The organism is Paenibacillus contaminans, from assembly GCF_003285015.1.
Lineage (GTDB): Bacteria > Bacillota > Bacilli > Paenibacillales > NBRC-103111 > Paenibacillus_V > Paenibacillus_V contaminans.
In genome coordinates, this window is the sequence record NZ_QMFB01000027.1 from 93,010 (window position 1) to 115,846 (window position 22,837).

A 22,837-nucleotide genomic window follows, 5' to 3' on the forward strand; every position below is an offset into this window, starting at 1 on the left:
CTTTCACGTCCTCCAACCGGTATTCCTTCCAGCTTACCAATCCCGTCACTTGCAGTCCGATTTTGCCTACTTGGAATCGAGTACGGCTTCCTTTCCCAGCCTGCAGTCCGAAAACGCCTACTTGCAGCAGGTATTTTGCTCGTCACACCGGTGAATCCGTTCTCCAAGCCGGCAAAATCGGACTCCAGCGTAAGTCAAACCTCGATCCCTTGCTCCATGTGGGTTATTTCGGACTACAGCATTTAAAGGAGCCTTAATAGCAGCGTAGAAATGAACGGCTTTGCCGGTCCTTTAAAGGACTGGCGTGTTTAGCGGGAAATTTGAACAATCTAACGAAAGACATGCTTCCTGTTGAGACAAGTAAGGCATACCCCAACATCATATAAATTGTTTATCTCCAAGGATAGATGGCTTCGCCAACCTAAACGCTTCGAAGAAACCTTAAAGATAAAAAACGGCATCCCCGCGCCGAAGCCCGGAAACGCCGTTGATCCCAATATGTAACGCACCGCAGGGCGGTACGGAAAAACCTTTAGCCTTGGCTTCCGATCAGCGCATAGCGCAGTACGATCAGGATGGCGAGCAGCCACATCAGCCAGTGAACGCTGTACTTGCCTTTTTTGCCGAGGTTCGCGACTGTGGCCAAAATAACGTAAGTGACGATACCGAACGAAATGCCGTTCGCGATATTGTAAGTGAAAGGCATGATCGCGATCGTCAGGAACGCCGGAATGGCGACTACGAAATCCTGGAAGTCGATCTCCTTGACCGATTGCATCATCAGAACGCCTACGATAATCAATGCCGCAGCGGTTGCAGAGCCCGGAATGAGCGCTACGACCGGAGCGAGGAACAAGGCGAGCAGGAAGAAAACGCCCGTCGTAACGGCGGTAAGACCCGTCCGTCCGCCTTCCGCGACGCCTGCGGAGCTTTCCACGTAAGCTGTTACTGTACTGGTACCGACGAGTGCTCCGCCCGTAACTGCGAACGAGTCGACGAGCATCGCTTTACCGACTTTTCTCTTGCCTTCTTCCGGATTTTTCATAATTCCGGCGCGGTTTGCCGTACCTACGAGCGTACCGAACGTATCGAACAACTCAACGAACGTGAACGTCGCGATGATCGAAATGATGCCGGCATGCATAACGCCCTCGAAGTCGAATGAAGCGAACTGCAGCTTGCTGAAGTCAGGCACCCACGGCGTTTTGTCTGCGTTAATGGAATCGAAGGATACGTAACCGAGCAGCAGCGCGACCACCGTCGTACCGAGAATACCGAACAGAATTGCGCCCCGGACGCGAAGCACCATCAGAATCGCGATCAGGATAAGACCTACCAGCGCAAGCTGAACGTTCTGGTTTTCGAGGCTTCCCATGTGGAAAACCGTTTCAAAGCCGAGTACATCTGTAAAAACGCCTTTTGGCACATCCGTTACGGAGTATTCTACCCCAACCGTCAAAAGGCCGCTGTTTTTCAAGCCGATAATCGTGATGAACAACCCGATCCCGACCGTAATCGCATGCTTCAGGTTATCCGGAATCGCCACCAGCAGAAGCTGGCGCACCTTCGTAACCGTTAAGATGATAAAGATAATCCCCGAGACAAATACGGCGGTTAACGCCATCTCCCATGTTATCGGCTTGTCCGTCGCCGCGGAAGCCAAAATAACGGTGGCAAAATACGCGTTAAGTCCCATCCCCGGCGCAAGCGCTACCGGAAAATTGACGAACAGCCCCATCGCGATCGTAAAGATACCCGCCGCCAAAGCCGTTGCAAGAAACACCGCATACCAATCCATGCCGGTTTTCCCGAAACCGCTGAGCACGTCCGGATTGACCGCAAGAATGTAGGCCATCGTCATAAATGTCGTGATGCCGGCCATAATTTCCGTTCTTACGTTGGTACCGTTCGCTTTCAATTTGAAAAAACGATCCATTGCTGCTACTTCCCCCTAAACAAAATTAATTTTGTTTTGGACAACAAGAAAGCCTAAGGCACATCGACCTTAGGCTCCCTCTGCGCAGAAAAAATATTCCATAGCCATGGTTCTACGGAACATTCACGTGCACATTTTCGTAGCCAGATCATTTGCGGTGACCTCGTAGAGACTCCCAGGCCGATTCCCGGGATTATACGAAAAATTGTTTTCCTTCCTACATTCTATGAGCACTGTCGAATCGTGTCAATACAAAACACGAACATTGCAAGGGGGAAATCTCATATATTGTTCGGAGACTCGGTGCACTGTTTTTTTGTATCCCTTTACATTCCGAATATTCGCTTCAAAAGATACAAGAAAAGGATTTTTTGCGCATATTATTCAAAAATCCGATGCAGCAAATCCCGAGAAACGATACCGGTCCTATCACATATTTGCACGGATTAAAACTGCGAGCAAAATCCATACAACCCCCAAGCCCGCATTTACATAGCTGTCAGGGTATCTCTTCCTCAATTGTTCGACCAAGAATATGCAAACAATTGCGATAACCGGCAGAAGAAAGCTTGGTATCGTAATTCCTCCCTGGATCTCCTTGTTTAGCTTTGTATAAATGCCTCCTTTTGTTAAGAAGGCTCCTGCGATGGACGTGATTGCTATAAATATCCACATTCCATGCTTGACGCTTATTTTCTTCACAGACCGTCACCCGCCCTTTTCATTTGCGTGCTTTTGCCTATTGGACGCTTACGCAGAAAGGACTGCGTTTCAATGAACAAGCCGTTCAAAGGATAACGCATACTGAATTCTCCATAATGCTTGCGTCTCCTCCCGGAGAGCAGCGAATTTTTGGATATAATTTCAAAAAAGTAACGCTAATCTTCAGTAAACTTGGTAATATAAGGTAAGGGTTGCAGGAGGGTGATGAAATGGAAGCCACGCTTCCGTATTTGTTGTGCTTTTTAATCGCGGCCTTTATTGCAATTTTGATCTTAACGCCCTTGAAGCGTATGGAGATCTTATATCGGGTCATTTTCAAAATGATACCCGCGGCGATCGCTCTATTTTTGACATATTCGCTTGTCCGGTTGATTCGCGAGTTTATTACCGATCCTAGCACAGCTTTAAGCGATCTCGCCGCTTCCTTTAATTTCGGAAACTTTATTATCCATTCATTGATTGCGGTCGTTATCCTACTTTGGCAGGCTCGGAAAGCATATAGGACTCGCAGGAAAAAATCGAAGGAATAACAAGTATTGCCTCTCTGCTTGCGATTTCAAGTCCCTGCGGTTCGCATAGTTGTGGCGCTTCTCTCCAAGGCTAATCGGCTGCGCCGTCCTTGGCCCGCCAGAAAAAAGACCTCCCTTTCCACCTGACAGGTGAAAACGAAGGTCTTTTTACCGTTACCACTGCCCTCCAAGGGCAGCCTAAGGCCTTACTCCCACTCGATCGTAGCCGGCGGCTTCGATGTGACGTCGTACACGATGCGGTTGACGTTATCAACTTCGTTGACGATACGTACCGAGATCTTCTCCAATACGTCCCACGGAATACGCGCCCAGTCGGCGGTCATACCGTCGATGGATGTCACGGCGCGGATGCCGACCGTGTACGAATACGTACGGGCGTCGCCCATGACGCCGACGCTCTTCATGTTCGGAAGCGCCGTGAAGTATTGCCAAATTTCGCGGTCGAGTCCGGCTTTAATGATTTCCTCGCGCAAAATCCAATCGGAGTCGCGCACGATTTTGAGCTTGTCTTCCGTCACTTCGCCGAGCACGCGAATCGCAAGACCCGGACCCGGGAACGGCTGACGCCATACGATTTCTTCCGGCAAGCCGCATTCCGATCCGACTTTGCGCACTTCGTCCTTGAACAGCGCTTTAAGCGGTTCGACGAGCTTGAACTTCATATCCTCCGGCAAACCGCCGACGTTATGGTGCGACTTGATCGTTTGCGCTGTCGCAGTGCCGCTCTCGACGATATCCGTGTACAACGTGCCTTGTGCAAGGAACGCGAAATCGTCGAACTTCGCCGATTCCTCTTCAAATACGCGAATAAATTCCGTCCCTATAATTTTCCGTTTTTGCTCCGGATCGTCCACGCCCGCCAGCTTGCCAAGGAACCGTTCGCGCGCGTCGATCTTGACAACCTTCATGTCGAACTTGCCGACGAACGTCTCCATTACGCTTTCGGCTTCGCCCTTGCGCAGCAGCCCGTGATCGATGAACATGCACGTCAGCTGATCGCCGATCGCCTTATGGATCAGCATCGCCACGACGGAGGAATCGACGCCGCCGCTTAGCGCGCACAGCACTTTCTCGCTTCCGACCTGCTCGCGGATATCGCGCACCGTATCCTCGATGAACGATTCCATGCTCCAGTTGCCTTCGCAGCCGCAAATGTTGTACAGGAAGTTGCGGATCATTTCATTGCCGTATACGGAATGACGCACTTCCGGGTGGAATTGAACCGCGAACATGTTCTTGTCCGGATTCCGCATGCCCGCTACCGGCGCGTGCTCCGTGCTCGCATCCAGGATGAAGCCTTCCGGCAGCTCGGATACCATGTCGCCATGGCTCATCCATACCGTTTGCTTGCTGTCGAGACCTTGCACAAGCGGTCCGCCGGAAACGAACTCCACGTCCGCTTTCCCGTATTCCCGCTTATCCGCGCGCTGCACCTTGCCTTTGAGCTGGTGGGCCATCAGCTGCATGCCGTAGCAAATGCCGAAAATCGGCACGCCCAGATCGTAGATCGCCGGATCGACATGAGGCGCATTTTCCTCGTAAACGCTGGAAGGGCCTCCCGAGAACACAATGCCTTTCGGCGACAAAGCGCGAAGCTTGTCCACCGGCGTGTTGAACGGCAGCAATTCGCTGTAGACGCCCAAATCGCGGATACGACGGGCAATCAGCTGGTTATACTGTCCGCCGAAGTCGAGCACAACAATGATTTCATTTGGTTTGTTCATCGCAGAATCCGTACCTACTTCCTTCAGGTTGTATGAATAGTGATTATTATATAAAACCGCACAGAAGCGGTCAAGGAAAGGAAAGCGGCAATCCTCCCAAGTTTCCTCAACTCGCCCAATTACCCGGTTTGCAAATCGCTCCTCTCCCTCCGTTTACTTCTTTCGACATTGGTAAATCCTACCCTAACAGAGTTCGCGTACATGGAGGAGGTGCAGGGTTGCTCGAGCATGGAAAAATCAGCATACGGCAATTTACATTGCTCGTCACTATTTTTACGATAGGCAGCTCCATTCTGGTAGTCCCCTCGGGCCTCGCCGCCGAAGCGAAGCAAGATGCCTGGATCGCCGCGATCGTCGGGCTCCTGCTGTCCATGCCGCTCATTTATTTATATAACGCCTTAGGTTGCCGCTTTCCCAAGCTGACTTTGGCCGAATACAGCGAGCAGATTCTCGGCAAATGGCTGGGCAAGCTCGTATCGCTCTTGTTTATGGGTTACTTTTTTGTGGTTACCGCTCTTTTACTTCGCGAAATAGGCGATTTTATGACCACGCAAATATACCCGGAGACGCCGATTGCGTTTATTCATATTTTATTTTTAGCCGTCGTCATAATGGCCGTTCGTTACGGACTCGAGCCGTTAACGCGCGCCTGCGAAATATTTTTGCCGTGGATTTTGCTGTTGTGCGTCGTGCTTTTCGTCTTTCTTTCCCCTAACATGAAGTTCCATAACATGCAGCCCGTTCTCGAAAACGGCATAAAGCCGCTGCTGCGGGCCGTTTACTCGCTTATGGGTCTGCCCTTCCTGGAGTTGGCCGTTTTTTTGATGATATTTCCTTACGTGAACCGGCCTCGCGCAGTCAAAAAAGCTTTTTATGGCGGTACGCTTGCGGGAGGCATTGTGATCGTCCTGATTACGCTGCTGAGCATTCTTGTAATCGGCGCCGATTTGACGCATAGGCAGCTGTATCCGAGTTACGCGCTCGCTCAAACCATCAATGTCGGAGGATTTTTTCAGCGGGTTGAAGCGATGATGGCCGCGATTTGGCTGCTGACGATTTTTTTCAAGCTTACGGTTTGCTTCTATGCCTCGCTGCTGGGCTTCGCCCAAACGCTCCGGCTGAAGGATTACCGCTTTCTGACGCTTCCGTACGCTATGCTCACGCTCGTTCTATCGATTGCCGCGATTCCGAGCACCACCTATTTCAATAATTTCGTGGCCCGAATGTGGACGCCTTTTTCGCTGACATTCGGCCTCGTTCTTCCTCTTGTATTGCTTGGGGTTCACTCGCTGCAAAAAAATTTCAAGCGCTCCTCCTGACCCGGCTCGTACGGATTCCGTTTTAAGTTTATAAACCCATAAGCAGGAAATAATAAAGCTAGCCTACGACAGATGAGGGAGCCAACTACAACCATGAAGTTTATCAGAAAAATATTAGACCCCGGTCACGGTTCGGCAAGCAAGGCTCAGCGCCAAGAGTCCGCGCCAAAGGCTCCTTTACATGCGAGCCTCGCGGAAAACATCCGATTTATGAAAGAAAAATTAGGCAATAGCGGCGATATTGTCATAAGGGAAATCCGTATCGGCACGGAAACGCCTATACAAGCGGGCATCGTTTATGCCTCCGGGCTCGTAGACACGCATTCGGCGAATTCCTTTATCATGGAAACGCTGATGCTCGACATTCAAAAAACAAGCGTCGGCCATGATCTCTCCTCCGGGCACAATCTTTTAAACCAATTGAAAGACTCCGTCCTTACGGTCGGAGACGTTCAACAAGTAACGGATTTTACTCCGCTGTTTACATCCCTTTTAGCAGGATGCGTCATCCTCCTGTTGGAAGGCTACGAGCAAGCGCTCAGCATCGATATGAGCGGGTGGGAAGGGCGAAGCGTGACGGAGCCGGTCAACGAGGCCGTCGTCCGCGGACCCCGCGAAAGCTTTACGGAAAACCTGCGCACCAATACGACATTGATACGCCGAAAAATAAACGATCCGAACCTTTGGCTCGAAAGCAGAAAAATCGGCAGAATAACCAAAACGGAAGTCGCCGTCATGCACATCAACGGAATCGCGAACGACAAGATCGTTCAAGAAGTACGCACGCGTCTGGACCGGATCGACATCGACGCCATACTGGAAAGCGGAAATATCGAGGAGCTTATACAGGAAAGCACGCTCTCGCCGTTCCCAACCGTTTACAATACGGAACGTCCGGACGTCATCGCTGCGGAGCTGCTTGAAGGAAAAGTGGTAATTATTGTCGACGGAACACCGTTCGTGCTTGTCGTTCCGGCCTTGTTTATTTCCTTCTTTCACTCGGCTGAGGACTATTACCAACGCGCCGATATTAGCAGCCTCATCCGCATTCTTCGTTTTATCGGCATCTTTATCGCGCTTCTCGGACCGTCGCTGTACATCGCCATCACGACGTTCCATCAGGAGATGCTGCCGACCCAGCTGCTGATCGGCTTGGCCGCGCAAAGGGAGGGCGTTCCGTTCCCCGCCTTTATCGAGGCGCTTATGATGGAAATTACATTTGAAATATTGCGCGAGGCCGGCATCCGGATGCCGCGGACCATCGGGCAGGCGGTCTCGATCGTCGGAACGCTCGTTATCGGGCAAGCGGCGGTGGAAGCGGGCATCGTTTCGGCCGCGATGGTTATCGTCGTGTCGATTACGGCGATATCGAACTTTGTTTTTCCGTCCATCAATATGTCCATATCGATCCGCATGCTCCGTTTTCCTTTAATGGGACTCGCAGCTTCGTTCGGCATTTTCGGGATTATCGTAGGAATTATCGCAATGGTTCTCCACCTATGCAGCTTGCGTTCGTTCGGAGTGCCTTACATGAGTCCGCTCGCCCCGATTATTGTCGACGATCTGAAGGACACGCTGTTCCGGCTGCCGCAGTGGGCCATGTTTTCGCGCCCCCGGCTGGTCAGTCAAAAAAATGTCATTCGCGAACAAAATCCTCCGACTACGAAGCCGCATCCCAGAGAATAAAGTGAGGTTCGAGACATGCCGCGAAAATGGTTTACGTCGTTCCTTATCGCCGTCCTGCTTTGTACCGCTACCGGCTGCTGGAACCGCCGGGAATTAAATACGCTCGGAATCGCCGTCGGATACGGTATGGATAAAGCGGGCGACCAGATTCAATTGTCCGTACAAGTCGTCGATGCGGGAGAAGCGGCTCCGAGAAAAGGCGGAAGCAGCCTTTCCCCGGTTACCATGTATCGCGCAACGGGAAATACCGTATTCGAGGCCTTGCGCAAAATGACGAAAGAAAGCCCGCGTAAAATTTACTCGTCCCACGTCCGCATCCTCGTCATCGGCGAAGCGCTAGCCCGAGAAGGCATTTCGGATGTGCTCGATTTTCTTTCGAGAGATCACGAGCTTCGCAACGATTTTTACATTGTAGTGGCCAAAAACACGAAAGCTGAAAACATCCTGAAAGTGATGACGTCGCTTGAAAAGATACCTTCCATCAATATTTTCGATTCTCTGGAAGCGTCGGAGAGAGCATGGGCGCCTACGCGCAAGGTAACGTTGAACGAGCTTATAGCCGACCTGACCGGCCAAGGCAAACAAGCGGTGCTGACAGGCGTCGAGTCGAAGGGGGATAAAGAAGCGGGCAACACGAGAAAAAATGTCGAGACGATTGACTCTCCTAGTCGTGTATATTACTCCAGCCTGGCTGTGTTTGACGGCGATAAGCTGATCGGTTGGCTCACCGAGGAAGAGAGCAAAGCCTATAACTATTTGACCGATCATGTGAAAAGCACGATCGGCATTATGGATTGCCCGAAAGGAGGCCAACTGGCTTTCGAGGTCATCCGTTCGAAGACGGTTGTCAAAGGCAAGCTTACCGAAGGCAAGCCCGCGATCGATGTCAACCTGAAAATGGAGATGAACGTAGGGGAAGTCGCCTGCCGCATCGATCTGACAAAACCGCAAACGATTGCTGAAATAAAAAAAATTTCGGATCAAACGGTGAAAAAATTTATTGAAGAAGCGATCGCCAAGATGCAAAAGCAATACAAAGTGGATATTTTCGGATTCGGGCAAGCGATTCACCGTGCGGAGCCGAAGCTTTGGAAAAAAATCGGCAAGGATTGGGACGCCCATTTCGTCAATCTTCCCGTAAACGTTAATGTGGACACAAGAATACGCCGACTGGGAACCGTGAGCAACTCGTTCATCGAGGAAATGAAAAAATAAAGGAGCGAAGCCGATGTGGGGCATTGCCGGAATCGCCGTCGTAACGGCTGCGATCGCGATGATCGAAGCGCCTTCTCTTTGGCGAAAAAAATGGAAAAAGGAGCTGTTCGTATTCGCCGTTCTTCTCGCCGCCGGAGCGGCGCTCAGCATTGCGCTCAGCTTGCATGTCGACATCCCGAACCTGCTCGATTTGATTACATTCGTGTACAAACCGATCAGTAAAGCTTTATCAAGCCTGTTGGAATAACATGCATAGCGTGGGAGGAGGCGAGAATACTGGAATCCGGAAAAATTAGCGTACGTCAATTTACGATACTTGTCTTTCTTATTGCCGTCGGCGATTCGATTCTTATTTTGCCTGCCATTCCTGCCGCCGAGGCGAAGCAAGACGCCTGGTTATCCGGCATTCTCGGATTGCTCACAGGATTGCTTGTCGTTTATTTGATCGGAACGGTGGGCCGGCTTTATCCCCGTTTGAACCTGATTGAATGCAACGCCAAAATTTTCGGAGCCTGGTTTGGAACAATCGCTTCCTTGCTCTTCTTGGGGTACATTTACTACAATGCCGTAGGTCTCGTCAGAATCATCAGCGATTTTATGGCTACGCAGATCATGCCGGAAACCCCCATCGACGCCGTACACATCTTGTTTCTAAGCATTATCTTTATGAGTCTGAGGCTTGGACTGGAAACCATCGCACGGGCCAGCGAAATTTTTCTGCCCTGGTTCGTTCTGCTCTTCCTTGGGCTCGTGCTTTTTCTGGTGCCCCAAGTGGACATCGAGCAGCTTCATCCTTTTTTCGCCAACGGGATCAAACCGGTACTGCGGGGATCGATCTTCTCGGCAACCAATCCGTATATAGAGCTGGTCCCCTTGCTGATGATTTTCCCGTATGTCAATAGAACGGAAAAGCTTCGCAAACACCTGGTAGCGGGCGCGCTTTTTGCCGGAATTGTATTGGTCATCATGATCGCGCTGTCCATCCTCGTGCTCGGCGCCGATTTTACATCCAGAAACATGTACCCCAGCTATACGCTGGCCAAACAAATAAGCATCGGCCATTTTATTGAAAGACTAGAAGTGATTATGGCCATCATGTGGATTATAACGGTTTTTGTAAAAGCTTCTATTTTCACATACCTGCTGCAGCTTGGCCTTGCACAACTGCTCAAACTGAGAGATACCCGCGTGCTGGCTCTGCCGCTGGTCTTTATTTTAGCCGGCTCCGCCACCGCTTTTGCTCCGAATATTACGAGCTTTAATTACGCGACAACGTCCTATTGGCCTTTTTTCGATATGACATTCGGCCTGGCCTTACCTGTCCTGCTTATAGGCGTGCATGCTCTTCGCAGAAGGGGAGGAGCGTAAGATGCTCGAAAAAGGCAAAATCAGCGTCCGGCAATTCTCCATGATGGTCGCGTTTTTTATCGTCGGCAGCGCCATTCTGATCATTCCTTCGATCCTTGCCGCCAAGGCCAAACAGGATGCCTGGATCGCGGCCCTGCTGTCGATCAGCCTCGGCCTCTTGATCATTCCGCTGTACCATGCGCTCGGCAAACGATTTCCTGACAAGAACTTCGCCCAATACTGCGAAGTGATTTTAGGGCGATGGCCGGGAAAAACGGCTTTTTTTCTGTTTCTTACGTATCCTTTGATCGGCGCTGCGTTAACGCTCCGCAACATCGGGGACTTCATGTCGACACAAATTTTGCGGGAAACGCCGATCCAAGCCATACATATTCTTTTTATTGCCGTTGTCGTCATGGGAGTCAGACTGGGGCTGGAGCCGCTCGCCCGCGCTGCGGAGCTGTTTTTTCCGTGGATTTCCATGTTATCTATCGTTCTGATCGTGCTCGTGTCTCCGCAAATGAAGGCGGCCAACATGCTGCCGGTTCTCGAGAACGGCTTCATGCCGGTCGTGAAAGGTTCGATCCCGTTTATCACGTTTCCTTTTCTTGGAACCGTCGTATTTTTGATGCTTTATCCGGCGGTCAACCGAATCGAAAAAGCGGGAAAAGCGATGTTTGTGGGAGAGCTTGTCGGAGGGTTGTTACTGATTGTCATTACCGTACTGGGGATCACCGTGATCGGCCCCGAGCAGTTGGTGCGGAGCAGCTTTCCCAGCTACGAGATAGCACAAAGAATCAGTATCGGCGACTTCCTGGAACGAATTGAAGCGATCATGGCCATCATCTGGGTTCTATCGATCTTCTTCAGATTAAGCGTGCTGATCTATGTGCTGGCGCTTGGTCTTGCACAAGTCTTCAACTTTCGGGAACACAGATTTTTGGTGGTTCCGGTAGGCTTCTTGATCGTCCCCTGCTCCATATTGTTCGTGCCGAGCAGCACCTACTTGTCCAATTTCAATCAAACCATCCTGCCGGTATATTTGCCTACGTTCGGCTTGTTTCTGCCTCTGTTGCTGCTGGTTGTTGCCGTCATTCGCAAGAAAGGGTCCCGAAGAGTAAACGGTTAACCAAAGAAAGCTTCCGGATTCATGCTTTTGTTTCCCGGTCGGCATGGCTTTACAGTTCGAATTTCCCATGTTTTTGGAGGTGAACGGAGATGCTCGAAAAAGGCAAAATAAACATTCGTCAATTTACGATACTCGTTACTTTATATATGGTCGGCAGCGCCATTCTGATCATTCCTTCGCTTCTTGCCTCCAAGGCTAAACAGGATGCCTGGATTGCCGGTATTGCCGCAGTATGTCTCAGCTTGCTTATCGTCCCTCTCTACATCGCTCTCGGGAAGCGATTTCCGAACAAGACAATCGCCGAATACAGCGAACTGATTTTAGGCCGTTGGCTGGGGAAAGCGGCCTTTGCGCTGTTTCTCCTTTATGTGTTTGTCAGCGCGGTATTAACGCTTCGTAACATCGGAGATTTTATGACATCACAAATCATGCAGGCTACTCCGATTCAAGCCGTTCACATTCTCTTTATGTTCGTTGTCGTGATGGGGGTCAGGCTCGGTCTGGAGCCTTTGGCGCGCGCAGCGGAGCTTTTCTTCCCTTGGACCGTCCTGCTCATTATCGCCTTGGTCGTGATGCTGGCGCCGGAGATGAAGGCGGCCAACATGCAGCCCGTCTTGGCGGAAGGGTTCTTTCCCGTGCTGAAGGCGATCGTCTCCTTTTCCACCTTTCCGTTTCTCGGGTCCGTCACATTCCTAATGATTGTTCCTATGGCGAACCGAGTCGAGAAAGTCGGGGAGGCTTTTTTTGCGGGCGTCCTTCTCGGAGGGGTCATATTAACGGTCATCGCAGTTGTGGGCATTGCTGTGATGGGGGTCGACCAGGCGTCCCGTCAAAATTTTCCGAGTTACGAAATAGCAAGAAGAATCAGCATTGGCGATTTCTTGGAACGCATCGAAGCGATTATGGCCATTATCTGGTTTGTTACGATCTATTTTAGACTGAGCATCATGCATTACGTGCTTTCTCTAGGCATCGCGCAAACGCTGCGCTTACGCGACTACCGGGTTCTGGCAGTCCCTTTGGGCTTCATTATCATCGTATTTTCCATCATTTCAGTGCCGAACTCCACTTATTTGTCCACATTTAATAAGATCACTTTGCCATTATTCATCTTTACCCTCGCCCTGCTTCTGCCTTTGCTGCTGCTGGTTGTCGCCGCTATTCGAAAAGTCAGATCCGGAGCTTGAAGCATGGAGCGGCGGCAGTAAGGCTCAAGGATAAGCTTAGGGCAATGCGGCGTTTAGGGGGAAATCGAACAATGCGATTCTCTCGACATACGGATTTTGCGCTAAGCCTTTAGAATGTCTTTTAAATGAAAGCGTGCTGCGAATGAATCCGCAGCACGCCGTTCACTACGGCTTGCGGCTCTCCGCACCGCCGCCGTTAAGCTTGTTCCACAGCTCCTCGATTCGCGGCTTCGGCAGCGTGCGAGCCGGACGCGCATCGTAACGGACCGCCTCGTACAGCCTTGCGAGCTCGAACAGCGCCTCGCGCCGATCGTTTTCAAGACCTGTTCGCGACAATACGTACTCGCGAATCGTTTCATCGGGTCTGCGGCCGCCGAATTTACGGAACAGCCGCAGCCACAGCTTGTCGAGCGTACGCTGCAAATGTTCCGGGCCCCTCTGATTGCGCCGGAGACTGCGAAGCAGCAGCCAGACCGCCAGCCGTTTCCGCAGCAGCCAAACAAGCAGTGCCAGCGCCGCGAGCAAAGCCAGCCCTGCGGCGATCAGCTTCGCACGATCGCGAAGAAAGCCGGCCAGGGGAGCGGTTTCGAGCGATGCGCGCTTTTCGAGCCCGGAGCCGAAACGCTGCAAGCGTTCGAGCCATGTACCCGGCTCGGCGCTGCCCGTCTCCGGCGCAACGGAAACGGGTTTCATATCGCTAACGTCGTTCCCTTGCGAGGCGGCCCCGGCAAAGCCGGGCGTAGGCTCGAACGGAACCCAGCCGCTCTCCGGAAAATAAACCTCTACCCAGGAATGGGCGTTCCGGTTGCGTACCGTCGCTTGGTAGAAGGTACGGCCTGCCGCGGCGTCCGCCGTCAAAGCCGCCTCCATCGCGTTTGACGCTGCGGCATGCTGCATCAGCGGCATATCGCCTGCCGGCGACAGCTCGCCGGGCGCATAACCCTTCACCCAGCGCGCCGGAATGCCGATCGAGCGCAGCATGACGACCATCGCCGTCGAAAAATGATCGCAGTAGCCGACCTTCTGCTCGAACAGGAAGCTGTCTACGAAATCTTCGCGCCCCGCCGGTACTTTCGGCTTATCCAAGCTATAGGTGTAGTGAGTCTTCAAATACGCCGAAATGGCGGATGCCCGGTCGTAAGCGTTGCCGGCAGACGCGGCGGCTGCGGACGCCAGTTCGGACACTCGCTTCGGCAGCGAGTCCGGCAGCTGCAAATATGCGGCGCGAATGTCCGGGGGATAGTCCGCCGTTTCGCTGCGCAGACGCTGCGCGTCCGATATGGGCGGCGCGACCTCCAGCTTATAATAAGCAAGCGGGTCGACGCCGTTTCGGGTCACATAACGGCCCGACCGCATGTTCATAAACAGCGAGTCCGCTTTGATGATTTTACCGCTGTCCGCGATCATAGGCCCGACGCTTGCGATCGATCCGCCGGCGAACAGCTGGTCGCTGCGGCTCCCCCGGTTCAGCAGCACTTCTTGGAGAATCGTCCCCGCCCCGCCGCCGTTCGTTTGCGACGCTGCCGTTAAGCGCTCTTCAGCGGAGCCGGCAGCGGCGACTTCCGGCTGAGCCTGGTTTTGATAAGGCTGCAGCTCCGTTTCGTCGTCAAGCCCAATCCAGCCTTGCCCCGTATACACGCTTTTGGATTCGCCGCGCCAATAGGTCGGCTGCGTCGTCCGCGCAATGAACGCGATGCCGTCGTCCGTGCGCAGCGGATAACCCAGCCGCGTATCGTCATTCCCGTAGCCGGCTTTCGCCGCGATCGCCGCGCCGGAGTCGGTGAACGCCGATAGCGCTCGCCCGGCCGCGCCATGACCGATTCGATCAAACAATCGTTCCCAGCTCTCCATGCTAAGCGGTTCCACCGTTCGCTGCTCCGTACCCGCCGCCGACATGCCGATTCCTGCAGAGACGCCGGCAAGCACGACGGCGATGGCGATCCAGCCGAACGGCCAGCCCGCCGTTCCGCTTCCGGCCCCAAACATGCGCTCGATGCGAGGCAGCTGAAGCAGCGCCGTCAGCAGAAGCCCGAGCAGAAGCGCCCTTACGATCGCCGCCGTCGTGTCAAGCCCCGGCCACAGCTGCAGCACAATCAAATAAAGAAGCGTCAGAAGGACGAACCAAAGCGATTGCTTCCTATATGTAAATACCGATTGAATGACGCCCGCGAGCAGCGCCCAGCCACCCAGAAAAAGCAGCGTCCGGTTTTCTCCGCCGATCGAGCCCGGGTCGCCGCGCAGCGCCGCTTCGAAGTCCTGCAAGCTTGCTGCAGCGTAGTCTGCCGGCCACCGGAACGAAATGACGGCTCCCCAATCGTACAACCAGCCGACGCACAGCCATGCGGCGAGCAGCTTAAGGACGGCTCCGGGGAGCCAATGCAGCCGCAGCCAATCCGCCAGCAAAAATATGCCTATGGCCGTTAACAGCGGGCCGATCACCTGCTGCGTGTTCGCTTCCGACAGCTCGGCGATCGGCAGCAGCCATTCCCGCAGCAGCATAAACAGCAGCAGCGCTGCAGCCCCTTCGCGCAGCCAGGAGCGTTCGCCTGCCGGCGAAGCGCAAGCTGCACGGGGCTCTGCCTCGGCTGCCTGCGTCGCGCCCGCTGCGCGGGCAGCCGCGATACCGGAGGCGCTGCGTTCAAGCTCCGTCCGCCGCATAAGCGCTCACCTCCGTCCCGCCGTGCGTGCAAGCCACCGGCGCGAAGGCGCAGCCTGCGCCTTCGAAGCGGCTGCGCCATTGGCGCACGTCATTCGGCAGCACCGCATGCGTATGCACGTAGAGTACCTGCACCTTGCGCCGCCGCGCGCTCAGCTGCTGCGCCGCCGCAAGCAGCCCGTCGCTCAGCGCTGACGTCACGCAGACGACGGTGTACGCCGGCGGCAGCGTCCGCGCGTGCCGCAGCAGCTCGTCGGCGTAAACGTTGCGCCCCGCGGCGGCGGGCTCAAGGGCCGCCAGCTGCGCATAACCCCATGCGAGGTTGTCGGCGCGCACATGTGCCGTCACCTCGCGGCTGCCTGCGCGGCAAACGAGCCCTGCCGGGCAACGCGCCTCCGCGGCATAGCGGAGCAACCCCGCCGCCAGCTGCACGGCTGACTCGAACGGCTCCGCACGCTGCCCGGCCGCCCCGCTGCCTGCAGCTCCCGCCGCCGCCGCGTCCAAATAAACCATAAGCGATTCGGAAGGATACGCTTCCTCCTCGCGCGATTTGAGCGACCCGCAACGCGCGGTCGCTTTCCAATGGATGCGCCGCGGCGGATCGCTTTCCGCGTAATCGCGCACCGTTCCCCCCAACCGCGTATTGCCGGCCGGCGGAAACAGCATGATGCGGCCCTCTTCGCCATGGCCGCCGCGAACTCGCCAGCGGCGTATATCGTACGGCCGCGGATAAACGGTCAGCGTCTCCTCTGCAGACGCGCGCCGCACGGATTGAAGCAGTCCGAACATATCGCCGGTCACCGCTGCGACCGGCTGCGCGCGGTACACACCGCGGTTCAGCCGCTTCATCGTGTACGTGCATGTCAACCTGCGGCGAAACCACGGAAACAGCACACGGCTGAAACGAATACCGTCCGTTCTGCCCTCGGCGAGCCATTCCTCGCGAACGACGAGCCAAACGAGCGGCAGCCACGACTTATGCGTCAAACGCAGCGTTACCTGCACGTCGCCGCCCGAAAGCGCGACGCTTTGCGACAGCGTGCGCTCCGCCCGCAGTCCGCGCAAGCTGAGCAGCTGAACGCAGACCGCATAAAGCAGCAGCGCGCCGAAGCTGTATACGAGAAGCCATGCGCTGTGCCCGCCGCGGGCTGCGGCCAGCGCCAGCGAGAAGCCCCACAGGGCGGCCATGCCGGCAAATGATCTCCATCGCATGATCATCCGCCCCCTCAACCGTACGACGCGGTACGCAAGGCGGGAACGGGCTGCTGCGCAACGATTTGCCGCATGATCTGCTCGCCGTTCCTGCCCGACATCCGGGCGTCTCCCGTTAATACAAGCCGATGCGAAAGCGCGGCGACCGCCATCGCCTTGATGTCGTCGGGTACGACGAAGCTGCGGCCGCTGACGACCGCCTTTGCCTGCGCCGCCTGCATAAGCGCGAGCGAAGCCCGCGGACTCACCCCCAGCTCGACTTCCTTATGACTGCGCGTCGCGTTCGTCAGCTGCACGATATAATGCCGCAGCGATTCATCCACATGCGTCATCCTAACCTGCCGCTGAAGATCGAGCAGCTCGTCGGCGAGCAGCACCGGCTTCAAGTGTTCGATCGGGTGGCGCTCCTGCAGCCTGCCTAACATCGCGGCCTCCTGGACCGGCTCCGGATATCCGATCCGAATCCGCAGCAAAAAACGGTCCAGCTGCGCTTCCGGCAGGCCGAACGTCCCCTCGTAATCAAGCGGGTTTTGCGTCGCGAGCAGCATGAACGGCTCCGGCAGCCTGTACGTCGTCCCGTCCGCCGTCACATGCTTCTCCTCCATCGCTTCCAGCAGCGCCGCCTGCGTTTTGGGCGACGTCCGGTTCAACTCGTCGGCCAGCACGATGTTCGCAAACAAAGGGCCGGGGCGGAATTCGAATTCCCCGTTCCTCGCGTTATAGACGGCGACACCCGTTACGTCGGACGGCAGAAGATCCGGCGTAAACTGGATACGCTTGAAGCCGCAGTCAACCGTTCGCGCGAGCGCGCGCACAAGCATCGTTTTGCCGACGCCGGGCACATCCTCAAGCAGCAAATGGCCGCCGCAAAGCAAGGCGATGACGGCTTGCTCGATCGGCTCTCTTTTACCTATTATGATTCTTTCCACATTCGCAATGACGCGTTCGATCACGTCCTGCGGCAGTTCAAATCGTATATTGCTCGTTCCCGGTGGCATATCGGGCTGTCCTCCTAGCACGCTACCAAAAGCGTGTCATCTCTATTACTAGAGGTAGTTTAAAAAGCCCCCTTTTGATAACGAAGCAGAACGGAGGGGAATTCGACATCGAATCTTGAATTCATCCGGCAACTGCGGTACTAACGTAGGTTTTGCCTACGCTCCGTGTCCTCGTTTCTCGGTTTCATCCAACCTTCTCGGTTCTGAAAAGGGGCCTTTTTAAACACACTATTACTAGAAGCTTTCCCATCTCTCTATGATTTTACACATCCGGCTGCGAGAATCGGGATATGCCATCAACCGTTTGCTTTCATAACGCCGATGCTAGAGTCCGGTTCGAATCGGCCGATGCAAAAAGCGCATCGCCGCCGTCTTCTCTCATCGAAACCGTTACGAATCGCGCGTCCCGCTCCAAACGGTAATCTGCGATCCGTCCGCCGAACAACTCGACAGCCGCTCGCAGCGGCACGTACAGCTCCCCATTCGCGAACCGGACATCCGCAAGCGCACGAACGAGCGGCTTTCGATCGGGCGCGGGTGCGGGTACGAGTGAGTACTCCGTAATCGCCCGTTCCGCCGCTTCGTAAACAAGCAAACGCTGCCCGAGCCGAACGGCGGCCGTTCCCGGAGAGCCGTCGGCATAAGCGCCGCCGAGCTTTTCCGCCAAGCCGCGAAGCGGTACGGCAAAGCTTCCCCGCTCGAAAACATACTCGCCGCCCTCCAGTGTCCAATCGCCGCGATCGAACGTTATCTTAAGCGGAACGCTTGCCTGAAGCTGCTCAAGCGCGTACGCCGACTCCTTCACGGCCACCTCCGTTTGATGCCGCAGCACGGCTTCTTTCTCCCTATCCAGCAGAGCCTGAGAAGCTTCGTCCGTTTTTTTCGACCCGCCGGCCTCCTCAGCCTCGTTCGAGCCGCTGGAATCATTCGCCTCATGCGGCTTGCTTGGTTCGTTCGCCTCGCGTTTGAGCGCCGCCGAACGGCGCGCCTCCTTATCCGCTTTAACAAATTGCTCGTAGCTGGTGGCTCGGCTCCATTTGGGCTTGTGCAGCGTAAATTGAACGGGCTTCGTTTCCGGCGTCAACACGGCGAACTTCACACCCTTATCCTTGTAGAAGCGAATTATTTCGGGCAGCGCTTTGGCGGTCTCCGCGTGCCCCGCCCCGTCATGCATCAGCACGACGGTCTGTCCGCGAATCGGACTGTCCTTGACCGTCCGTACGATTTCCGCAACGGGAACGCCCGAGCGCTTCGAATCGCCGCTGTCTACATTCCAGTCATGCACCTGATAGCCCGCCGTCTCCAAATAGTAGAAATAGAAGGCGTCGAAGTTGGTCGCCGTCCCTCCCGGGGCGCGGACGAGCGTAGGCCGCAAGCCGGCGATCCGCTCAAGCGCATCCTCCGTCTTCTGCAGCTGCTTCCAAAACACGCCGAAATCGCCGTAAAGCTCTTTATATACATGATTGTACGAATGATTGCCCAGCGAATGCCCTTCAGCCAAAATACGCTTCACCATATCCGGCTGCCGTTCCGCCATTTCCCCTAGCACGAAAAAGGTCGCCGGCACCTCTTCCTCCCGCAATATATCGAGAACCTCCGGCGTATTCACGCTCGGCCCGTCATCGAACGTCAAATAAACGGTCGTTTCCGTCGGCGCCGCTGCCGTCACCCCCTTTTCACCCGCCTCTATTCTTTGACCCGACGACAGCTTCTCGTAGGCTTTCACGCGCGCGGCTTCCAAGCCCGCATCCTCATCCCCGTCCGCGAAAATGCGGTTCCCGATCGCATATCCTTGCAGCAGCCCGCAGCATAGCAGTGTTATCATCATTTTCCGAACGAATGCTTTTCTCATCATGCGGATATCCCTCCGAAGGTTCTATGGATATTGCGCAGCCCTTATCGCAATCTGATAGAGTATATGGGATGCTAGACATCCGTATGCCTATGAAAATGAAGGACATTGCAACCGGAGAAATACTCATGTCTACTTTTATACACCTTGTTTATTATTAAACACATTAAGCGCCGCTTTTCTTGAATGCGACTACGGAATGCTATATAGTTAGAAGAGGTTCGCGTATGGCGCTTCTGCCTGCGGCGGCCTTTGAAGATGAACGTTACCCTTTGTGACAAATCCTGATAAAAGGAGCGATTTCAACGTGGATTCGATGACTTTAATGATGAAGGAGCTTTCCGAAGCGGAGGGCGTACCCGGCTACGAGAAAGAAGTCCGCGCCCATATGCGCAAGCTGATCGAGCCGCTTACCGAAGAAGTGCTGACGGACCGGCTGGGCAGCATCGTCGGACGCAAAACCGGCGACGCGAACGGACCGCGCATTTTGCTTGCCGGCCATTTGGATGAAGTCGGCTTCATGGTGACCGCGGTAACGCCGAAAGGCTTCATCCGCTTTCAAGCGTTAGGCGGCTGGTGGCCGCATAACATGCTTTCGCACCGCGTCAAAATCAAATCGAGCAAAGGCGACCATATCGGCATTATCGGCTCGAAGCCTCCGCACGCTCTTACCGCGGATGAACGCAATAAAGTGATGCAGCTGAAGGACCTCTACATAGACGTAGGCGCCAAAAGCGCGGAAGACGCAGCGGATATGGGCATCCGCCCAGGCGATATGATCGTGCCTGTGGCCGAATTCATGACGATGCGCGAAGGCGACTTGTGGGTCGGCAAAGCGCTCGACAACCGGGCGGGCTGCGCGCTTGCGGTGGAAGTGCTGAAGCGGCTTGAGAACGAAGCGCATCCGAACGTCGTCTTTTCCGGCGCTACGGTGCAAGAGGAAGTCGGCCTTCGCGGCGCGGGCACGTTGGCCAATTTGGTGAAGCCGGACATCGCGTTCGCGCTGGACGTAGGACTTGCCTACGACACGCCGGGCTCCGAGTCGAACCCGATCACCTGCAACGTCGGCGACGGTCCGATCATCTCGCTGATGGACGCGACGATGATCGCGCATAAGGGCTTGCGCGAGCTGGTCATGGATACCGCGACCGAGCTCGGCATCAAATACCAGGTCGACGCGCTCACCGGCGGCGGCACCGACGGCGGCCGCTTCCACACGAGCGGCATCGGCGTGCCGACATTGTACGTCGGCTTTGCGACGCGGTACATCCACAGCCATAACGCGATCATGTCGAAAACCGACTTCGATCACGCGGCGACGATTCTAACCGCCGTCATCAAGAAGCTCGATAGCGCCAAGCTGGCCGAGCTGCTCGAATAGCTCTTTCAAGGAACCTCCGGGAGCCGTTTGGCACACCGATTGCGCTCCGCGTAGCGCGCGCAAAAAGCCTGCAGATCCGCTTAATTGCGGATTTGCAGGCTTTTTAAGGCATTCCAATCACAGTCTACGGTAGAGGCTAGCCCATAGCAGGGACGAAAGTCGGGCTTAGTGATCCGGTGGTACCGAATGGAAGAGCCATCGCTCAACGGATAAAAGCTACCCTGGGGATAACAGGCTTATCTCCCTCGAGAGTCCACATCGACGGGGAGCCGCGGGCCCATTCCGTTAACCGATTTATGGCGCTGTTGCGCCCGCATACCTCGCATACGAACCCGCGTTTTGACTCCGCACCGCGCGCGACTCCCGGCACGCGGTGCTCGGTCACACGTCAGCTGTCAAACCGCGGCTGCGGACTCTTTCATGATAAGCGGGAGTAACTCTTTAGCGGTCAAGGCAATAGTGTAGAAAACCTCACTGGTAATGAGGCGATGTCCACTATTCAACCAGTAGAAGGTACGTTTTCGCCGATTAGTGAGGGAAACGAAACTATCAATTTGCTTTTCCTCACTAATAATATCCTTTCCCTTATTAGCTTCCCCGAACGCGGGTTTTTGGCGTAAACTAATAACGTTTGCTTCACGAATAATAAACTTTTCCTCATTATTTCTCACCGACTGCAACTAGACAGGTACGATCGGCGAGGAGTAAGGTTCAGCCGTTGTATTTTAGCGCGGAATCGTTTATGCTATAACTGACCGGACGTTCAGTTTATCATCAAGGAGGTGCACCGATGGCACGCCGCAAGGAAGAAGCCGAGCATTCCAAACGACTTATCGCGACCAAAGCGAAGGAGCTGTTTTGCCAGAAGGGGTACGCAGCCACTTCTATGGAGGATATCCGCACGGCGACGGGCATGAGCAAAGGCAGCATCTACTATCATTTCAAAAGCAAGGAGACGCTTTTTCTCCATTTGATTGAGGCCAACATGCAGGAATGGCTGGATACCTGGAATGAGCTCGAGTCTACGCTGACGACATCCACCGATAAGCTGTATCGGCTCGCGCAGCATTACGTAGAGGATTTTCAAAATCCGCTGTTGAAGGCGGCGGAAGAGTTTGCCGGCAGCCGTTCCTCCGATCCGGCGATCATGGAGCAGCTGCTGACTTTCACGAAGGCGCACTACCCCGCCTTTATGAAGCTTCTTGCCGATGGGATGCGGAACGGGGAATTCCGTGAAGACGACACCGAGGATTTGATGTACATCCTGTTTGCTTTAATGAGCGGGCTCAGCGTCGCATTTTACGATCTCCCGTACGAGAAATTAGGACCTTTGTACAAAAAAGCCGTCGACGTATTTCTGGATGGCATCCGCCTTTCGAAGCCGCGCGCTTAATCGGTTGTGCTTAGTATGTGAAACAAAAATTCCTTTACTCCCCTCTGCTCTTCATGTTCAGGTTGTCCCGGATTACGCTCCTTCACTCGCGAAAACATGATATTGAGGGAAAGCGATCGTGCACTAAAAGTCTTAATGGAAAATATACAGTTAGTTTTCGTGATTTTGATGATTTTGCGGGTTTACCTGGAAAATCTACAGCTAATTTGAGACATTTTGCCTAATATGGTGTTTTTCGATAATTATAACTGTAGTTTTTCCAGCTATTTGCCCACATCCGCCCGATAGCCCAAATTAAACTGGAGGTTTTACAGTTAGCGGAATGGGTAACGCTCGATCGACTTATCTCATATCCCCTGACTGTGAACGCCGTCTCGTTGTGCCAGCCACTAACAGCCATGACGAGGATGATCGTGGCGCGCTTTGACCAGCAGGTCTCTCGGCGTAAGCCACTAGCGCCTATTGACAAGGCAGTTCGTGGGCGTACTATGAACACAGCCAGCCGTTGACCGCCATGACAAGGCTGTTCCTGGCGCACCCATGACCACA

At 54.4% G+C, this 22,837-nt stretch carries 16 protein-coding genes and 1 riboswitch; of the genes, 9 read left to right on the forward strand and 7 right to left on the reverse strand.

What is annotated here, in order from left to right; genetic code table 11:
- Window positions 1-532: 532 nt before the first annotated feature.
- From DQG23_RS32125 to guaA, 3 genes are all read right to left on the reverse strand, one after another.
- Window positions 533-1,936, reverse strand: coding sequence for an NCS2 family permease (locus tag DQG23_RS32125; protein ID WP_113035128.1), 1,404 nt, complete (start codon window positions 1,934-1,936; stop codon window positions 533-535).
- 120 nt (window positions 1,937-2,056) lie between these two features.
- Window positions 2,057-2,157, reverse strand: a riboswitch (purine riboswitch).
- Window positions 2,158-2,365: 208 nt separating this feature from the next.
- Complete coding sequence (locus tag DQG23_RS32130; RefSeq protein ID WP_113035129.1) at window positions 2,366-2,638, reverse strand: hypothetical protein; 273 nt, start codon at window positions 2,636-2,638, stop codon at window positions 2,366-2,368.
- Between the two features lie 736 nt (window positions 2,639-3,374).
- Entirely contained in the window at window positions 3,375-4,913 is a 1,539-nt protein-coding gene (gene guaA, locus DQG23_RS32140) for a glutamine-hydrolyzing GMP synthase (protein ID WP_113035131.1), read from the reverse strand.
- 218 nt (window positions 4,914-5,131) lie between these two features.
- Between guaA and DQG23_RS32145 the strand changes: the two genes are divergently transcribed.
- The 7 genes from DQG23_RS32145 (at window position 5,132) to DQG23_RS32175 (ending at window position 12,796) form a co-directional block, all read left to right on the forward strand.
- Window positions 5,132-6,232, forward strand: coding sequence for a GerAB/ArcD/ProY family transporter (locus DQG23_RS32145; protein WP_113035132.1), 1,101 nt, complete (start codon window positions 5,132-5,134; stop codon window positions 6,230-6,232).
- Window positions 6,233-6,325: 93 nt separating this feature from the next.
- A complete protein-coding gene (locus DQG23_RS32150; protein WP_113035133.1) occupies window positions 6,326-7,918 on the forward strand; it encodes a spore germination protein in 1,593 nt (530 codons plus the stop codon).
- 15 nt (window positions 7,919-7,933) lie between these two features.
- Window positions 7,934-9,133 carry a Ger(x)C family spore germination protein gene (locus DQG23_RS32155; protein WP_113035134.1) on the forward strand — a complete coding sequence of 400 codons (1,200 nt, stop codon included), beginning with the start codon at window positions 7,934-7,936 and terminating at the stop codon, window positions 9,131-9,133.
- 13 nt (window positions 9,134-9,146) lie between these two features.
- The gene (locus DQG23_RS32160; RefSeq protein WP_113035135.1) at window positions 9,147-9,380 is read left to right on the forward strand and encodes a hypothetical protein; all 234 of its coding nucleotides are present in this window, start codon (window positions 9,147-9,149) and stop codon (window positions 9,378-9,380) included.
- Window positions 9,381-9,424: 44 nt separating this feature from the next.
- Window positions 9,425-10,501, forward strand: a complete 1,077-nt coding sequence (locus DQG23_RS32165) for a GerAB/ArcD/ProY family transporter (RefSeq protein ID WP_272949081.1) — start codon at window positions 9,425-9,427, stop codon at window positions 10,499-10,501.
- Between the two features lies 1 nt (window position 10,502).
- On the forward strand, window positions 10,503-11,609 hold the full coding sequence (locus DQG23_RS32170; RefSeq protein WP_113035137.1) for a GerAB/ArcD/ProY family transporter: 1,107 nt from the start codon (window positions 10,503-10,505) through the stop codon (window positions 11,607-11,609).
- Window positions 11,610-11,698: 89 nt separating this feature from the next.
- On the forward strand, window positions 11,699-12,796 hold the full coding sequence (locus DQG23_RS32175; protein WP_113035138.1) for a GerAB/ArcD/ProY family transporter: 1,098 nt from the start codon (window positions 11,699-11,701) through the stop codon (window positions 12,794-12,796).
- A gap of 165 nt (window positions 12,797-12,961) precedes the next feature.
- On the opposite strand, the gene DQG23_RS32180 is transcribed toward DQG23_RS32175, so the two are convergent.
- From DQG23_RS32180 to DQG23_RS32195, 4 genes are all read right to left on the reverse strand, one after another.
- Window positions 12,962-15,454 carry a transglutaminase-like domain-containing protein gene (locus DQG23_RS32180; protein ID WP_113035139.1) on the reverse strand — a complete coding sequence of 831 codons (2,493 nt, stop codon included), beginning with the start codon at window positions 15,452-15,454 and terminating at the stop codon, window positions 12,962-12,964.
- On the reverse strand, window positions 15,435-16,664 hold the full coding sequence (locus tag DQG23_RS32185) for a DUF58 domain-containing protein (protein ID WP_158560803.1): 1,230 nt from the start codon (window positions 16,662-16,664) through the stop codon (window positions 15,435-15,437). The genes DQG23_RS32180 and DQG23_RS32185 overlap by 20 nt, the downstream gene beginning before the upstream one ends.
- A gap of 14 nt (window positions 16,665-16,678) precedes the next feature.
- Window positions 16,679-17,662: an AAA family ATPase gene (locus DQG23_RS32190; RefSeq protein WP_113035141.1), complete on the reverse strand. Its 984-nt coding sequence runs from the start codon at window positions 17,660-17,662 to the stop codon at window positions 16,679-16,681.
- A gap of 310 nt (window positions 17,663-17,972) precedes the next feature.
- Window positions 17,973-19,517, reverse strand: coding sequence for a polysaccharide deacetylase family protein (locus DQG23_RS32195; RefSeq protein ID WP_238178145.1), 1,545 nt, complete (start codon window positions 19,515-19,517; stop codon window positions 17,973-17,975).
- Window positions 19,518-19,830: 313 nt separating this feature from the next.
- Between DQG23_RS32195 and DQG23_RS32200 the strand changes: the two genes are divergently transcribed.
- Together DQG23_RS32200 and DQG23_RS32210 are read left to right on the forward strand one after the other, a co-directional pair.
- A complete protein-coding gene (locus tag DQG23_RS32200) occupies window positions 19,831-20,895 on the forward strand; it encodes a M42 family metallopeptidase (RefSeq protein WP_113035157.1) in 1,065 nt (354 codons plus the stop codon).
- Window positions 20,896-21,685: 790 nt separating this feature from the next.
- Window positions 21,686-22,288 carry a TetR/AcrR family transcriptional regulator gene (locus DQG23_RS32210; RefSeq protein ID WP_113035143.1) on the forward strand — a complete coding sequence of 201 codons (603 nt, stop codon included), beginning with the start codon at window positions 21,686-21,688 and terminating at the stop codon, window positions 22,286-22,288.
- Window positions 22,289-22,837: the final 549 nt, after the last annotated feature.

Excerpts from the sequence above, each read along its gene's own strand:
- DQG23_RS32125 (WP_113035128.1), bottom strand. The coding sequence starts at position 1,936 with ATGGATCGTTTTTTCAAATTGAAAGCGAACGGTACCAACGTAAGAACG.
- guaA (WP_113035131.1), bottom strand. The coding sequence starts at position 4,913 with ATGAACAAACCAAATGAAATCATTGTTGTGCTCGACTTCGGCGGACAG.
- DQG23_RS32150 (WP_113035133.1), top strand. The coding sequence starts at position 6,326 with ATGAAGTTTATCAGAAAAATATTAGACCCCGGTCACGGTTCGGCAAGC.
- DQG23_RS32155 (WP_113035134.1), top strand. The coding sequence starts at position 7,934 with ATGCCGCGAAAATGGTTTACGTCGTTCCTTATCGCCGTCCTGCTTTGT.
- DQG23_RS32160 (WP_113035135.1), top strand. The coding sequence starts at position 9,147 with ATGTGGGGCATTGCCGGAATCGCCGTCGTAACGGCTGCGATCGCGATG.
- DQG23_RS32170 (WP_113035137.1), top strand. The coding sequence starts at position 10,503 with ATGCTCGAAAAAGGCAAAATCAGCGTCCGGCAATTCTCCATGATGGTC.
- DQG23_RS32175 (WP_113035138.1), top strand. The coding sequence starts at position 11,699 with ATGCTCGAAAAAGGCAAAATAAACATTCGTCAATTTACGATACTCGTT.
- DQG23_RS32180 (WP_113035139.1), bottom strand. The coding sequence starts at position 15,454 with ATGCGGCGGACGGAGCTTGAACGCAGCGCCTCCGGTATCGCGGCTGCC.
- DQG23_RS32185 (WP_158560803.1), bottom strand. The coding sequence starts at position 16,664 with ATGCGATGGAGATCATTTGCCGGCATGGCCGCCCTGTGGGGCTTCTCG.
- DQG23_RS32190 (WP_113035141.1), bottom strand. The coding sequence starts at position 17,662 with ATGCCACCGGGAACGAGCAATATACGATTTGAACTGCCGCAGGACGTG.
- DQG23_RS32195 (WP_238178145.1), bottom strand. The coding sequence starts at position 19,517 with ATGATGAGAAAAGCATTCGTTCGGAAAATGATGATAACACTGCTATGC.
- DQG23_RS32200 (WP_113035157.1), top strand. The coding sequence starts at position 19,831 with ATGACTTTAATGATGAAGGAGCTTTCCGAAGCGGAGGGCGTACCCGGC.
- DQG23_RS32210 (WP_113035143.1), top strand. The coding sequence starts at position 21,686 with ATGGCACGCCGCAAGGAAGAAGCCGAGCATTCCAAACGACTTATCGCG.